Source organism: Stenotrophomonas sp. 3(2025), from assembly GCF_052665395.1.
In genome coordinates this window covers 168,630-183,245 of record NZ_JBQOIF010000002.1, presented here as the reverse complement: position 1 = coordinate 183,245, position 14,616 = coordinate 168,630, and the positions used below count along the sequence as shown (strand labels likewise).

General features: G+C 68.4%; 15 protein-coding genes. 9 read left to right on the top strand and 6 right to left on the bottom strand.

Annotated elements, in window-relative coordinates; genetic code table 11:
• Window positions 1–87: 87 nt before the first annotated feature.
• Window positions 88–1,899, top strand: a complete 1,812-nt coding sequence (locus tag ACUXVE_RS02390; RefSeq protein WP_222388182.1) for an MFS transporter — start codon at window positions 88–90, stop codon at window positions 1,897–1,899.
• Window position 1,900: 1 nt separating this feature from the next.
• On the opposite strand, the gene ACUXVE_RS02385 is transcribed toward ACUXVE_RS02390, so the two are convergent.
• The 3 genes from ACUXVE_RS02385 to ACUXVE_RS02375 are packed head-to-tail and all read right to left on the bottom strand — an operon-like array spanning window position 1,901 to window position 3,700.
• The gene (locus ACUXVE_RS02385) at window positions 1,901–2,395 is read right to left on the bottom strand and encodes a SecDF P1 head subdomain-containing protein (protein WP_445513739.1); all 495 of its coding nucleotides are present in this window, start codon (window positions 2,393–2,395) and stop codon (window positions 1,901–1,903) included.
• Window positions 2,395–2,946, bottom strand: coding sequence for an HdeD family acid-resistance protein (locus tag ACUXVE_RS02380; RefSeq protein WP_089237595.1), 552 nt, complete (start codon window positions 2,944–2,946; stop codon window positions 2,395–2,397). Before ACUXVE_RS02380 ends, ACUXVE_RS02385 begins: the two co-directional genes overlap by 1 nt.
• Before the next feature lie 58 nt (window positions 2,947–3,004).
• The gene (locus ACUXVE_RS02375; protein WP_445513738.1) at window positions 3,005–3,700 is read right to left on the bottom strand and encodes a ComF family protein; all 696 of its coding nucleotides are present in this window, start codon (window positions 3,698–3,700) and stop codon (window positions 3,005–3,007) included.
• 175 nt (window positions 3,701–3,875) lie between these two features.
• Between ACUXVE_RS02375 and ACUXVE_RS02370 the strand changes: the two genes are divergently transcribed.
• Entirely contained in the window at window positions 3,876–4,298 is a 423-nt protein-coding gene (locus ACUXVE_RS02370; protein ID WP_445513737.1) for an H-NS histone family protein, read from the top strand.
• Here ACUXVE_RS02370 and ACUXVE_RS02365 read toward each other — a convergent pair.
• Entirely contained in the window at window positions 4,285–4,857 is a 573-nt protein-coding gene (locus ACUXVE_RS02365; RefSeq protein WP_445513736.1) for a DUF3658 domain-containing protein, read from the bottom strand. The two genes, ACUXVE_RS02370 and ACUXVE_RS02365, sit on opposite strands and share 14 nt — an antisense overlap.
• A gap of 157 nt (window positions 4,858–5,014) precedes the next feature.
• On the opposite strand from ACUXVE_RS02365, the gene bioB reads away from it, so the two are divergent.
• The 5 genes from bioB (at window position 5,015) to bioC (ending at window position 9,853) form a co-directional block, all read left to right on the top strand.
• The gene (bioB, locus tag ACUXVE_RS02360) at window positions 5,015–6,058 is read left to right on the top strand and encodes a biotin synthase BioB (protein ID WP_222388179.1); all 1,044 of its coding nucleotides are present in this window, start codon (window positions 5,015–5,017) and stop codon (window positions 6,056–6,058) included.
• A gap of 67 nt (window positions 6,059–6,125) precedes the next feature.
• The gene (gene bioF / locus ACUXVE_RS02355; protein ID WP_025877495.1) at window positions 6,126–7,349 is read left to right on the top strand and encodes an 8-amino-7-oxononanoate synthase; all 1,224 of its coding nucleotides are present in this window, start codon (window positions 6,126–6,128) and stop codon (window positions 7,347–7,349) included.
• Between the two features lie 18 nt (window positions 7,350–7,367).
• A complete protein-coding gene (gene bioH, locus ACUXVE_RS02350; RefSeq protein ID WP_445513735.1) occupies window positions 7,368–8,147 on the top strand; it encodes a pimeloyl-ACP methyl ester esterase BioH in 780 nt (259 codons plus the stop codon).
• Between the two features lie 29 nt (window positions 8,148–8,176).
• Window positions 8,177–8,956 carry an SDR family oxidoreductase gene (locus ACUXVE_RS02345; RefSeq protein ID WP_132823731.1) on the top strand — a complete coding sequence of 260 codons (780 nt, stop codon included), beginning with the start codon at window positions 8,177–8,179 and terminating at the stop codon, window positions 8,954–8,956.
• 12 nt (window positions 8,957–8,968) lie between these two features.
• The gene (gene bioC / locus ACUXVE_RS02340; protein WP_445513734.1) at window positions 8,969–9,853 is read left to right on the top strand and encodes a malonyl-ACP O-methyltransferase BioC; all 885 of its coding nucleotides are present in this window, start codon (window positions 8,969–8,971) and stop codon (window positions 9,851–9,853) included.
• 89 nt (window positions 9,854–9,942) lie between these two features.
• On the opposite strand, the gene ACUXVE_RS02335 is transcribed toward bioC, so the two are convergent.
• Together ACUXVE_RS02335 and ACUXVE_RS02330 are read right to left on the bottom strand one after the other, a co-directional pair.
• On the bottom strand, window positions 9,943–10,575 hold the full coding sequence (locus ACUXVE_RS02335) for a YdcF family protein (RefSeq protein WP_093819415.1): 633 nt from the start codon (window positions 10,573–10,575) through the stop codon (window positions 9,943–9,945).
• Entirely contained in the window at window positions 10,572–11,534 is a 963-nt protein-coding gene (locus ACUXVE_RS02330; RefSeq protein WP_445513733.1) for a pyridoxal-phosphate dependent enzyme, read from the bottom strand. The genes ACUXVE_RS02335 and ACUXVE_RS02330 overlap by 4 nt, the downstream gene beginning before the upstream one ends.
• Window positions 11,535–11,693: 159 nt before the next feature.
• On the opposite strand from ACUXVE_RS02330, the gene ACUXVE_RS02325 reads away from it, so the two are divergent.
• Complete coding sequence (locus ACUXVE_RS02325; protein WP_445513732.1) at window positions 11,694–12,161, top strand: hypothetical protein; 468 nt, start codon at window positions 11,694–11,696, stop codon at window positions 12,159–12,161.
• Between the two features lie 557 nt (window positions 12,162–12,718).
• Entirely contained in the window at window positions 12,719–14,608 is a 1,890-nt protein-coding gene (gene mnmG / locus ACUXVE_RS02320; RefSeq protein WP_445513731.1) for a tRNA uridine-5-carboxymethylaminomethyl(34) synthesis enzyme MnmG, read from the top strand.
• Window positions 14,609–14,616: the final 8 nt, after the last annotated feature.

Here is a 14,616-nt window from a genome sequence, read left to right as displayed (position 1 = left end):
CACGCCATGCGGCCCGGATGCCGCACTCAAGGCGCGCAAGCGCATTGCATCAGCCACGCACCCTCCCGTTAGTCCAGGAACGAGCCGATGACCGCAGCCACTGCACCTGCCGTACCCGCTTCCACCGCCCCGCGCTGGCCCGTACGTTACCTGCTCTTCATCGGCGGCCTCGGTGGCCTGCTGTACGGCATCGACATCGGCATCATCGCTGGCGCCCTGCCCTATCTTGAAGCTACCGCCAGCCACGCCTGGCAGCTCAGCAGCCAGCAGCTCGGTTTTGTCGTCGCTGCGGTGCTGCTGGGCAGCGTGCTGTCCTCGCTGTTCGCCGGCATGATCGCCGACCTCATCGGCCGCCGTGGCGCGATGCTGCTGGCCGGCGTGCTGTTCACCGCCAGCATCCCGATCATGGCGCTGGCGTCGGGTTACACCCCGCTGCTGCTGGGGCGCCTGCTGCAGGGTGTCAGCGGCGGCCTGATCGGCGTGGTCATTCCCCTGTACCTTGCCGAAGTGCTCAGCCCGGAACGACGCGGCCGCGGCGCGGCGATGTTCCAGCTGCTGCTGACCGTCGGCCTGGTGCTGGCCGCGTTGATCGGCCTGTACCACGCCCATGCCGTGGACGCCGCCACAGAGTCGGTGCGCTCGCTGCCGGTCGCGCAGCAGGCGCAGGCGCTGTTCACGGTGAAGGACCACGCCTGGCGCACCATCTTCTGGACCTGCCTGGCACCGGGCCTGCTGTTCTGCGCCGGCATCTTCTGGCTGTCCGAATCACCGCGCTGGCTGGTGCGTCGTGGCCGCATCGATGATGCGCGCCGCAGCCTGCAGCGCGTGCTGCCCGCTGCCGACGTCGAGCCCACCCTGGCGCAGATCCAGGCTCCGGAATCGAGCAGCAGCAGCGGCAAGCGTGACCCGCTGCTCAGCCGCCGCTACGTGGTGCCGTTCGTGTTGGCCTGCGTGGTGCTGGCCTGCACCCAGGCCACCGGCATCAACTCGGTGCTGGCCTATGCGGTCAACATCCTCAACCAGGCAGGCCTGTCCGGCTCGGTGGCCAACGGCGCCGACGTGGCGATCAAACTGCTCAACGCGGTGATGACCGTCGCCGCGCTGCTGCTGGTCGACCGCAAGGGTCGCAAGTTCCTGCTGATGCTGGGCAGCGGTGGCATCTGCGTGGCCCTGCTGGCCGCAGCAACGCTGTTCTTCCAGGCCGAACGGGGCCGCGCCGACGTGCAGCCGCACCTGCAGGCCGCAGTGAGTGGCGATGGCCTGCAACTGGTACTGGATGAGGCGCAGTGGCAGCGGCTTGCCGGTGGCATCGACCGCGAAGGCCGGCCGCTGCAGCTGACCGTGTCCTACGCCTATGGCGACTTCACCAACGTGCGCGCGCTGCGCAGCGACAACCTGACCGACCGCGAGCTGCGCATCGAGCGCGCCGGCACCGTGCAACCGGACAGCGTCATCGGCGCGTTCTTCCGCACATTGCACCTCAATCCGTTCGCCGACCCGGCCAGTGCCGCGCAGGCACCGCTGCGCATCGAGCAAGCCCGTATCGGCCCGATTCCGCCGCCCGCGCATGGCTGGGCCGTCGCTGCCTGCATCCTGGTATTCGTGGCGTTCTTCGCAGTTGGCCCAGGCGTGTGCGTGTGGCTGGCGCTGTCCGAACTGATGCCCAACCGCATCCGCTCCAACGGCATGAGCATCGCGCTGCTGATCAACCAGTTCGTATCCACCACCATTGCCGCCATCTTCCTGCCGACGGTGGGGCACTACGGCTACGCCAGCATGTTCCTGTTCTGGGCGGGCTGCACGTTCGTGTTCTTCCTGGTGGCCGCTTTCTGGCTGCCGGAGACCAAGGGGCGCTCGCTGGAAGAGATCGAAGCCGGGTTTGCGGGGAAGCAGCGCTGATTCAGCGCTGCTGTGGCGGCGCAGGGCCGCCGTGCACGATGTAGCGCGCCATGTCGTGCACTTCGGCCACGCTCATGTTGGTACCGGCCACCTGCATGGACTCGCCAAAAGGGCCCGCTATGGTGGCCACGGACAGCACGTGGTCATCGACGGTAAGCGCCACCTGCTTGCCCACCAGGGCCTCGGTCGCGTGCAGCAACCGGCCGGCGGACTCCCTGCGGAACGTCAGTTCCAGTACGGGCTGGTGCGCAGCATCCAACGCCGCTCGCACGTCGAGGATATCGGCACTGGTGAGCATCGGCGGCGCTTTCACGGCGATGCTGCGCCCTTGCCACTGCAGGGTAGCGCGGCCATCGGGATCGACCTCACGCATCTGCACCTGCACCCCCTCCCGCGGCGGATGCCGGGTCTCCGCCGGGAGCACCCGGTTGCAGCCCGCCAGCAGCAACACCGCCAGGCCACCGCCGAGCAGCGCCCATCTGCTCCAGCCCCGCATCAGCGCAGCTTCCTCAGCTTGAACGCCACCAGCACCTGCAGCACGCCGTACAGCAGGCTGCCGATGCCGATCCACAGGGTGGTCACCGCCACGCCTGCATAGGGGTTGGCCGCGAACAGCAGACCCAGCACGATGGCCAGCACGCCGCTGAGAATCAGCAACCACTCACCCTGGATCTGCCTGCGCACGCGGATGGCGAAGACGATGCGATAGATGCCTGCCACCAGCAGCCATGCCGCCAGGAACAGCACCAGCACGCTGGCGGTGGCAAGTGGATTGATCACCGCCAGGATGCCGAAGCCCAGCGAGGCGACCACGTACAGCAGCAGCCAGCCACGCGAGGCGCCGCTGGCACCGGTGATCAGCGCCAGCAGGCTGATGACGCCCTCGACGATGGCCATTACACCCAGCGTCCAGGCCAGCGCGATGGCCGCCGACATCGGCCAGCCGATCGCGATGATGCCGAAGCCCAGCGCGACCAGACCGTACAGCAGCAGGATCCACCAGCTGCGTCCAACGGCCGACAACAGGGGAGACAAGGGGGAATTCATGACCACTCCTTCGATCCGGGTTCGTGGCCATCCTAGCCCTTGCGGATGAAAGGGGCGATCACGGAACGCGAGCGCAGACCCACGCCCGCACGTCTTCAGACCCCACCAACCGCAACGTCTCTGCAATTTCCAGCACGGTACTGCCGGTGGTCATCACGTCGTCGACGATGGTCAGCCGCGCCGGTACAGCACCGCGCACATCGAAGGCGTCGAACAGGTTGTCGCGGCGCTGCTCGGCGCTGCGTTCGGACTGCGGCGCGGTGTGGCGGCGGCGGTACAGCCCGCGCCACGTCGGCAACTGCAGCAGGCGACACAGTTCGGCGGCCTGGTCATAGCCACGCTGACGCAGTCGCTTGCGGTGCAGTGGTACGGGTACCAGCGGCGCGCACGACCACGGTGGCAGGTTGCGCAGCATCAACTGCGCAAGCAGGCGTCCGGCAGCCAGGTCCTGGTGGAATTTGTAGCGGACCAGCAGCTGATCGACCGGCGGCAGGTACAACAGGCTCGCATGGGTCGCGGTCTGCGGTGGCGGCTCGTCGCGGCAGGTTCCACAGATGGGCAGGGCTGCATCCGGTAGCGGCAGCGCGCAGCGAAGGCAGGCGCGACCCGCCCACGGCAGGTCGGCGAGACAGGCGACGCAGAGGTCGAGGGTGTCGTGGCCGGGCTCGCTGCAGACCAGGCAGCGCAGGGGCAGCAACAGGCGAAAGGCAGCCTGCAACGGTTCACCAAGGACAGAAGGCAGTGGGAGGCGCATGCCGCAGCATCGCCACGCAGGTGGATGCTGCCCATCGGCGAAGCCAGCACATGCGAGTAGGTGAAGCGCGCGCTCCGCGTCTGACCATTTGCGGCCGGCAGTGGCCTCGTTGTGGCGGGTTGGGTGAACCGTCCGCTGCTTGACAGGCTGCCGGGATGTCCGGACCCTTCGCGGCATGACAATCGACGTCGAACACCTGAGCCTGCGCGAACTGAACGCCCTTGTGACTGCTGCCGAGCAGCGGAGGGCGCTGGTTGCCAGCCGCCGCCCCGTGGCCGTTGTCCGTCGCAAGCTGATCGCCTTCGCCGCGCAGTGCGGCTACACGATTGAAGAGCTGATCGGGGCCGCGCCCGCCGAGGCCGCTGCACCGGTCCGCAAACCCGCCACACGGCGCAAGGCGGGCAAGGTAGCGGCCAAGTACCGCGACCCGGACAACAAGCGCAACACGTGGTCGGGCCGTGGCCGGATGCCGCGCTGGCTTGCCGAGAAGACCAAGCATGGCCGCAGCCCTGCCGATTTCCTGATTCCCGGGCTGGGCCGGTCCGACGTTCGAAAGTCCGGCGCGATCGGGCAGAGAACCGTCTTCAAGCAGAGCTGACCCGGCGCACTTCGCTGTAGCGCATGCGCGACAGGTCGCCGGCAGCCTGCAGCGCGCCACGCTCGACCAGCTTGCGCACACGCCCTGCGTAGAACACATCTGGAATTCGCGGCGGACGTTCGGGATCCAACGACATCGCCGTGCCCACGATATAGGCGACTTTGCGGAACTGGTCGTCACAGTGGGAAAGCAGCTGCTGATCGATCCGCGCGACGTCCTCCTCGGTCAGCGCTGCGATGCGGTGCCGCTGTTCGTTGGTGAGGTGCGCATCGCAGTCCGGCGCGTCGTCAGTGTCAGCCAGCCGGCCATTTACAGCCAGCAGGCGGACCAGCACGAAGAAGCCAAAGTCTGCCAACTCCGCTTCGGACAGGCCTACCGGGTCGGCAAGCATGCCTGGTGGATAGTCCTTGAACGTAACGAACGTGCGGTGCTGCCACATACCGGCGGTGTCCGATTTCCGCAGGTCATCCATTACCACGCGCAAGCCTCCATCGGGCAGATCAGCCAGGCTGCACAGCACAGCGTTGCGAAGGGTTGCGGCGTTCTTGTGCGTGTCCATGCCGATTCTCACGTTCCATGCGTAGCGGCGAACTTAGCACCGCTGCAACTGACCCGGGCGACGACTTCCTGTAAACCAACATTTCATATTAATAGTTGACAGTGTTCCCAACCCCACCCAGACTGCGCCCTCGCTCCAGCCCTTCCAAGGTCCCGCCATGGCAACCGCCATCCGCCACGACTGGCACCACGACGAACTGCAGGCGCTGTTCGACCTGCCCCTCCCGGAACTGCTGTTCCGCGCCGCCGCCGTCCACCGCGAGCACTTCGATCCGGCCCAGGTGCAGGTATCCACGCTGTTGTCGGTGAAGACTGGTGGCTGCCCGGAAGACTGCGCGTACTGCCCGCAGGCGCAGCGCTACAGCACCGGGGTCAACGCACAGAAACTGATGGACACCGACGCGGTGCTGGCCAAGGCACGCCAGGCCAAGGCGGCCGGTGCCTCGCGTTTCTGCATGGGTGCAGCGTGGCGTTCGCCGAAGGACCGCGACATCCCCAAGGTGGCGGCAATGATCGCCGGGGTGAAAGCGCTGGGCCTGGAAACCTGCGCCACGCTGGGCATGCTCAGTGGCGAGCAGGCGCGCGCGTTGAAGGACGCCGGCCTGGACTACTACAACCACAACCTCGATACCGCGCCGGACTACTACGAGTCGATCATCCACACCCGGCAGTACCAGGATCGTCTGGATACGCTGGGCCATGTCCGTGATGCGGGGTTGAAGACCTGCTGCGGCGGCATCGTTGGCATGGGCGAAACACGCGCGCAGCGGGTCGGCCTGCTGCTCGCGCTGGCCACCTTGCCGGCGCATCCCGATTCGGTGCCGATCAACAAGCTGGTGCAGGTGGCCGGCACGCCACTGCATGGCAGTGCCGAGCTGGACCCGTTCGAGTTCGTGCGCATGATCGCCGTGGCCCGCATCGCCATGCCGCGTTCGATGGTGCGCCTGTCGGCCGGCCGCGAGTCGATGAGTGACGAGCTGCAGGCGCTGTGCTTCCTCGCCGGCGCCAACTCCATCTTTTATGGCGACAAGCTGCTGACCACCGGCAACCCGGAGAGCGAGCGCGACATGGCCCTGTTCGCACGCCTGGGCCTGCAGCCGATGACGGTGCAGGTGGACGCCGACGGTCATGACCATGGCGGCACCGTGCATGCCGATATCAGCACCGATGGCCCCGGCTGTGGCTGCGCCCACGCGGCCTGAGCCGGCGGCCAAGCAGGCGTCGCGGCAACGCGCTACCCTAGCCGCCCCGTCGCCGCATCCAGCCGCCATGGCACGCCCCGACCTGACCGCCCGCCTCCAAGCCCAGCGCGCGTTGCGCGATGCACAAGGCCGTCGCCGTCCGCGGCGCACGGTCACCCGTCGCGATGGTGTGCGCCTGGAAGTCGATGGGCGCTGGCTGACCGGCTTCTGCAGCAACGATTACCTGGGCCTGGCCCAGCAGTTCAGCGTGGTCAATGCACTGCAGGACGCCGCCGCGCGCGAAGGTGCCGGTGCCGGTGCTTCGCACCTGGTCTGCGGCCACCACGCGCTGCACGACGCATTGGAACGCGAAGTGGCCGAGTGGCTCGGTTACCCGCGTGCCTTGCTGTTCGGCAGTGGCTTCACCGCCAACCTGGCCGTGCAGCAGGCGCTGCTGGGCGAAGAGAACGATGTCTGCGTGCAGGACAAGCTCAACCACGCCAGTCTGCTCGATGCCACCCGGCTGGCCGGCGCGCGCCTGCGCCGCTACCCGCACCTGGACGCGGAAGGTGCGATGCGCCAGCTCAAGCATGCGCCCGATGGCGCAGCGATGCTGGCTACCGACGGTGTCTTCAGCATGGATGGCGATATCGCGCCGCTGCGTGCGCTGTCGCTGGTCGCGCGCCTGCAGCAGGCGCTGTTCTACGTGGACGATGCACATGGCGTGGGCGTGCTCGGCGATGGCCGTGGCGCGGTCGCCACCGCCGGCTTGGGCGTGGACGATGTGCCGCTGCAGCTGGTCACCCTGGGCAAGGCGCTCGGCGGTTCCGGCGCGCTGGTGCTCGGCCGCGAAGACCTGATCGAGCACCTGGCCGAAACCGCACGCCCCTACATCTACACCACCGCCATGGCGCCGGCGCTGGCGGCATCCGCACTGGAAGCGGTGCGCCTGGCCCGCCGCGATCATTGGCGCCGCGCGAAGCTGGCCGATCTGATTGCCCTGTTCCGTAGCGAAGCGCGACGTCATGGGCTGGATCTGATGGCATCGGAAACGCCGATCCAGCCTCTGTTGTGTGGCGACGACCACACTGCCATGGCAATGTCGCAGGCGCTGGAGCAGGCCGGCTGGCTGGTCGGCGCGATCCGCCCACCGACCGTGCCGGAAGGCAAGGCGCGCCTGCGCGTCACCTTGTCCGCGCTGCACACCACCGAGCAGGTACGCGGCCTGGTCGACGCCATCGCCGTTGCACGCGACCGCGTGGCCTTTGCCGCGCGCGAAGTGCTGCCGCCGTCGTTGCCGGCGCTGGCCTGAGTGATCGTGTAGTTCCCCATGCATATTGAAGTGACCGGCCATGGGCCGGACCTGATACTGATCCACGGCTGGGCCCTGCAGGGCGGCGTGTTTGCGCCGCTGGTGCAGCGCCTGGCCGATCGATTCACGCTGCATCTGGTCGACCTGCCCGGCCATGGCCACAGCCGCGACGACAGCACCCCGCTGCGCCTGCCGTTCGTGGTCAACGCCATTGCCGCGGCCACGCCGCCGGCGGTGTGGTGCGGCTGGTCACTGGGCGGCCTGTTCGCGCTGCACGCGGCGGCTACGCTGCCGAAGGTGCGTGGTCTGGCGATGATCGCCGCCACGCCGCGCTTCGTGCGCGGTGATGACTGGCCGCATGCGGTGGAGCCATCGGTGTTCGAGCAGTTCGGTCGTGACCTCGCGCAGGACTTCAGGGGAACCCTGGAACGTTTCCTGGCACTGGACGTGATGGGTTCGGCGCATGCCCGCGAGGAACTGCGCACCCTGCGCCAGCGCCTGGTCGAACGCGGAGCGCCCACCGAACGCGCACTGCACGAGGGCCTGCAGCTGCTGGAGAGCACCGACCTGCGCGGCGCCCTGCCCGCACTGGGCAAGCCCAGCCTGTGGATTGCCGGCCAGCGTGACCGTCTGGTCTCGCCGGCGGCGATGCAGGCCGCTGCCGCGCTGGCGCCCGGCGGGCAGTCGCTGACCGTCGGCCAGGGCGGCCACGCCCCCTTCCTCGGCCATGCCGATCACGTTGCAGCCGCCCTGCAACACTTCGTTGCCGGCCTGTCACCGGCCGATGGCGGACAATGAGCCTTCCTAAGCTTGTGCAGGACTGACGCATGGATCTGGGCATTTCCGGCCGCTGGGCACTGGTCTGCGGCGCCAGCAAGGGGCTTGGCCTGGGCTGCGCGCGCGCATTGGTGCGCGAAGGCGTGAACGTGGTCATCGTCGCCCGCGGTGACGCTGCGCTGCAGGCCGCGGCTGAAGAACTGCGTACGCTGCGCGGTGCCGCTGAAGTGCATGCGATCGCCGCCGACGTCACCACCGAGGCGGGCCGCGCCCAGGCGCTGGCCGCCTGCCCGCAGGTCGACATCCTGGTGACCAACGCCGGCGGTCCGCCGCCGGGCGACTTCCGCACGTTCGAGCGCGACGACTGGATCGCCGCGCTCGACGCCAACATGCTGGCACCGATCGCGCTGATCCGCGCCACCGTGGACGCGATGATCGAGCGCGGCTTCGGCCGCATCGTCAACATCACCTCGTCATCGGTGAAGGCACCCATCGACGCGCTGGCGCTGTCCAACGGCGCGCGCAGCGGTCTGACCGGCTTCGTCGCCGGGCTGGCGCGGCGCACCGTCGTCCACAACGTCACGATCAACAATCTGCTGCCCGGCCAGTTCGATACCGACCGCCTGCGCGCCAACTTCGCCCACGCCGCCGGCCAGGACGGGGACGTGCAGGCGGTGGCCGAACGCCGCCGCCAGCAGATCCCGGCCGGCCGCTTCGGCACGCCGGACGAATTCGGCGCCGCCTGCGCCTTCCTGTGCAGTGCACAGGCCGGTTACCTCACCGGGCAGAACCTGCTGATCGACGGCGGCGCCTACCCCGGTACGTTCTAAGAGACTTCTGCAATGCCGTCCCACTTCGATGCCCGCCATGTCCGCCGCGCCTTCGCCCGCGCCGCCACCAGCTACGACGCTGCCGCCGCCCTGCAGCGCGAGGTGCAGTCGCGGCTGCTGGAATCGCTGGACTACCTGGAGGCACGCAAGCCCGAGGTGGTGCTGGATATCGGTGCCGGCACCGGCCATGCCAGTGCGCTGATGAAGAAGCGCTGGCCGAAGGCGCAGGTGATCGCGCTGGACGTGGCACTGCCGATGCTCGACCAGGCCAAGCGCCAGGCCGGCTGGTGGAAGCCGTTCCAGCGCCTGGCCGCCGATGCCACGGCGCTGCCGTTGGCCGACAACAGCGTCGATGTGATCTTCAGCAACCTGTGCCTGCAGTGGGTGGACGACCTGCCGGCGGTGTTCGCCGGTTTCCGCCGCGTGCTCAAGCCCGGTGGGTTGCTGGTGTGTTCGACGTTCGGGCCGGAAACGCTGGTCGAGCTCAGCGAGGCCTTCGCCGCCGCCGACGACCGCCCGCACGTGAGCCGCTTCGCGCAGATCGCCCAGTTCGGCGATGCGCTGATGATGGCCGGCTTCCGCGATCCGGTACTGGACCGCGACCTGTTCACCCTGACCTACGACGACCTGCCCTCGTTGATGCGCGAGCTGCGCGCGATGGGCGCGACCAACGCACGGGTCGATCGCCGCCATACGTTGACCGGCCGGGGGCGGTTCGCGGCGGCAGCGGCGGCGTACGAACCGATGCGCCGTGCCGATGGCAAGCTGCCCAGCAGCTGGGAAGTGATCTACGCCCATGCCTGGGCGCCGGATCCGGGCGCGCCGATCCGCGAAGGTGGGCATGACATTGCGTCCGTGCCGGTGTCGGCGATCCCGATCCGGCGCAAGCAGACCTGATTCGAAGGCGCCGCCGGGCATGGCCCGGCGCTGCCAGGCGCGCGTGTGGGTAGCGCCGGGCCATGCCCGGCGAGCGCAGCAGCAGCGGCTCAGGTATTGGCCGGTGAACTCAACGGCGGCCGTACCAGGTCGCGGTGGAAGAAGTAGATCTCCTGCACCAGGAAGCGCCAGCTGGTATGGAAGCTGCGGAAGCGCGTGCTGGGCGTGGACGAGCCCAACGCCTGGATGCCCAGCGCCTTGCTCAGGCGCAGCGCGCGCGCCATGTGCAGCGGGTCGCTGACGATGATCACCGAATGCAGCTTGCGCTGGTCCATAAGCCGCTTGGCCTCGACCAGGTTCTGCACGGTATTGCGCGAGGCGGTCTCGATGAGGATCGCCTCATCGGGAATGCCGTGCTTGAGCGCATAGCGCCGGGCCACCTGCGATTCCGAGAAGCGCGCACCGGTGCCGCCGTATCCTCCGGTAAAGATCAGCAATGGCGCGTAGCCGGCGTCGTACAGATCCAGGCCGTGGCGGATGCGCTCTTCAAACACCGGCGAGGGCTTGGCATCGTAGGCCGCCGCACCCAGCACGATGATCGCGTCCGCCTTGGCCGCCTGGTCGCGCTCGCCGACCCAGACGATCCAGGCGGTCACGCCCAGCAGCCAGATCACCAGCAGTACGAACAACCGCCACACCCAACCGAGCAGGCCGGTACGTTCGCGATGGCGGCCGCGGCTCATGGCGCTCCCCAACGCAGGGCAGGCAGATCGACATTGCCGCCGGACAGCACCAGTCCAACGCGCAGGCCGGCAAAGCGCGCGGGCTGGGCAAGCACCGCCGCCAGCACGATCGCCGAGGACGGCTCGACCACCTGCTTGAGCACGTCCCACAGCAGGCGCATCGCCGCCACGGTGGCGGCATCGTCAACCACGATGACCTCGGCGCCCGCGGCCTGCAGCAGCGCGAAGTTGGGTGCGCCGATCAGCGTGCGCAGTCCGTCGCAGATCGTGTCCGGGGTAAATGCCTCCTGGCGCTTGCCGGTCGCCAGCGAACGGGCGGTGTCGTCGGCACCGGCCGGCTCGGCCAGCACCAGCCGCGTGCCCGGGCTGGCGTGCTGCAGGGCCAACGCGGTGCCACTGGCCAAACCACCACCGCCCACCGGCACCACCAGCACGTCGAACGGCCCCTCGCTGTGCAGCAGCTCCAGCGCGGCCGTGCCCTGCCCGGTGATCACCGCGGGGTTGGTGTACGGATGGACCAGGGTGGCGCCGGTATCGGCCTGCACCTTGGCGCAGGTGGCCTCGCGGTCGGCAATGGTGGCCGGGCAGCGCCAGAGGGTGGCGCCATGCCGGGCAATATTGGCCAGCTTGGCGGCCACGGCCCCTTCCGGCACCACCACATGGCAGGGAATGCCCCGTGTGCGGGCAGCCAGTGCCAAGGCGGCACCGTGATTGCCGGAGGAATGGGTCACCACACCGGCACCGGCGTGGTCGGCATCGAGCGACCACACCGCATTGCACGCACCGCGGAACTTGAACGCGCCGCCGCGCTGCAGGTGCTCGGCCTTGAACGCCAGTTGCGCACCGGCCAACGCATCCAGCGTGCGCGAGCGCAGCACCGGGGTCACGCTGGCATGGGGCGCGATCCGCGCGGCGGCGGCGAGGACGTCATCAGCGCGGGGCAACAGTGAATCGCTCATGACGCAAGATTAACGTATGGCCCCGCGCTGGCGAGGGCGCCATCGGTCATGCCAGCATGCATGCCTACACCGCCATTCATCCTGGCCGGCGGAATTAAGGGCTGATTCAACGCCGGCGGCTGAAGCTGCCTGCATACCCGTCCTCTGGGGGGACCCATCATGAAAACGCGCCTGATGCTTGCCGGTGGCCTGCTGCTGGCCCTGACCGGTTGCACCACCTATGACTATGTCGGTGGTCGCGGCGGCGGTTACTACCACGGTGCGCCGTCGGTGGAGTACCGCTACCCCTATGGCTACCCGTCCGACTACGGCTATCCGTATTACGGCGGCGGTGGCTATTACGGCTATGGCGGCCCGTACTACCAGCGGCCGATCTACCGCCCGCCGCACCACAACCACCGCCCGCCACCGCGTCCCGGCAACGGCGGCGAAAACCGCCCGCCACCGCCGCCGCGCCAGAACAATGGCGGCTCGCCCTGGCGCAACATGGATTCGATGCGTCGACCGCCGCAGCCTGCACAGCGGCTCGAGCGCCCCTCGCCGCCGCCGCAGGCGCGTCCGGCTCCGGCTCCGCGTGCGCCGAGGATGAACAGTTCCCCCTGGCGTGCCATGGATCGTGAGAGATAGCGCACAGTTGACGCTTGTTCCATCTTGCATTTCACACGGTCCAAGCCTCAATCTACGCAGGTGGTGACGGCCAGCGTCACAAAGTGACAAAAGCGTTAAGGGCCCGTCCCAAACAGCTCTACGTCGATATCCGACAGGAACATCTGGATCCCCCCTGTTCCGGCCCTGTCGGATGTCGGCACCTTTGAAGGCGAACGGCCCCGCACTGCGGGGCCGTTTGTTGTTTGGGACACCAGGGCGCGCGGGCAGTAGATCCACGCCATGCGTGGATGACGCGTTCCCAGCCGCCCCAAAAAACAGGGCCGGACAGTCCCCCGACTGCCGGCCCCTCTGCTTCCCCACCGTGCGCCTGTACCGGCCCCTGTTCCAATTCCGGTCACCAGCGCCTGCGGCGCCAGCCACGGTGGGTGCTATTGGGTTATCTGCAAAAATCCTGCCAACTTTAGGGTTGATTTCGACGCCGGCCCGCCGGCGCCGACGTCCCTGCCCCGATTGGCGCTAAAATCGCCACCCCGGCGCCGTCTCCGGCTGCGCCTGCCCCTTGCTGAACAGCCCCCATGATCGATTCCTTCCATCGTTACGACGTCATCGTCATCGGCGGTGGCCACGCCGGCACCGAGGCCGCGCTGGCTGCGGCCCGTACCGGCGTGCGCACCCTGTTGCTGACCCACAACATCGAAACGGTGGGGGCGATGAGCTGCAACCCGGCCATCGGTGGCATCGGCAAGGGCCATCTGGTCAAGGAAATCGACGCCCTGGGCGGTGCGATGGCGCATGCCGCCGACCGCGCCGGCATCCAGTGGCGCACCCTCAACGCCTCCAAGGGCCCGGCCGTGCGCGCCACCCGCTGCCAGGCCGACCGCAACCTGTACCGCATGGCGATCCGCGCCATCGTCGAGGGCCAGGCCAACCTGACCGTGTTCCAGGCGGCGGTGGATGACCTGGTCATCGAGGGCGACCACGTGCGCGGGGTCATCACCCAGACCGGCCTGCGTTTCGACGCCGAGGCCGTGGTGCTGACCGCCGGCACCTTCCTGGCCGGCAAGATCCACGTCGGCCCGACCCAGTACGCAGCCGGCCGCATGGGCGATCCGCCCGCCACCACGCTGGCCGCACGCCTGCGCGAGCGGCCGTTCCAGGTGGACCGCCTGAAGACCGGCACGCCACCGCGCATCGACGGCCGTTCGCTGGACTACGGCGTGATGGACGAACAGCCCGGCGACACGCCGCGCCCGGTGATGTCCTTCCTCGGCTCGGTGGATGAGCATCCGCAGCAGGTCAGCTGTTGGATCACCCACACCAGCGAGCAGACCCACCAGATCATCCGCGACGCCCTGCACCGTTCGCCGCTGTACAGCGGCCAGATCGAAGGCATCGGCCCGCGCTACTGCCCCTCCATCGAGGACAAGGTGGTGCGCTTTGCCGAGAAGGCCAGCCACCAGATCTTCGTCGAGCCCGAAGGCCTGGGCATCATCGAGATCTATCCCAACGGCATTTCCACCTCGCTGCCGTTCGACGTGCAGCTGGAGATGGTGCGCAGCATCCGTGGTTTCCAGAACGCGCACATCACCCGCCCCGGCTATGCCATCGAGTACGACTTCTTCGATCCACGCGGGCTGAAGGCCTCGCTGGAAACCAAGCTGGTCAACGGCCTGTTCTTCGCCGGCCAGATCAACGGCACCACCGGTTATGAAGAAGCTGCCGCACAGGGCCTGCTGGCCGGCCTCAACGCCGCTCGCCAGGTGCGTGGCCTCGAGGGCTGGTGCCCGCGTCGCGACGAAGCCTACCTCGGCGTGCTGGTGGATGACCTGATCACCCACGGCACCAACGAGCCGTACCGCATGTTCACCAGCCGCGCCGAGTACCGCCTGCAGCTGCGCGAAGACAACGCCGATCAGCGCCTGACCCCGACCGGCCGCGACATGGACCTGGTCGATGATCGTCGCTGGCGGGCCTTCGAAACCAAGCAGGCTGCCGTGGCCGCCGAGCGCACGCGCCTGGGCGCGCTGTGGGCCACGCCGGCCAATGCGCTGGGCCGCGAAGTGCAGGAAACGCTGGGCGTGGCGGTCAGCCGCGAAACCAACGTGCTGGACCTGATCAAGCGCCCGGAACTGGATTACGCACAGCTGATGCGGGTGCCCTCGCTCGGCCCGGCCGTGGCCGATGGCAAGGTGGCCGAACAGGTGGAGATCGGGGTGAAGTACGCCGGTTACCTGGATCGCCAGCGCGAGGAGATCGAGCGCCAGCAGCGCCATGAAGCAACGCCGATTGCCGGCGATTTCGACTACGCCATCGTGCGCGGGCTGTCGGCCGAAGCGCTGCAGAAGCTCGAGCGCGTGCGTCCGCAGACCATCGGCCAGGCCCAGCGCATTCCGGGCATGACCCCGGCGGCGATCTCGCTGCTGCTGGTGCACCTGGAGCGCGCACGGCGCGGACGCGTGGCATAGCCCCAATG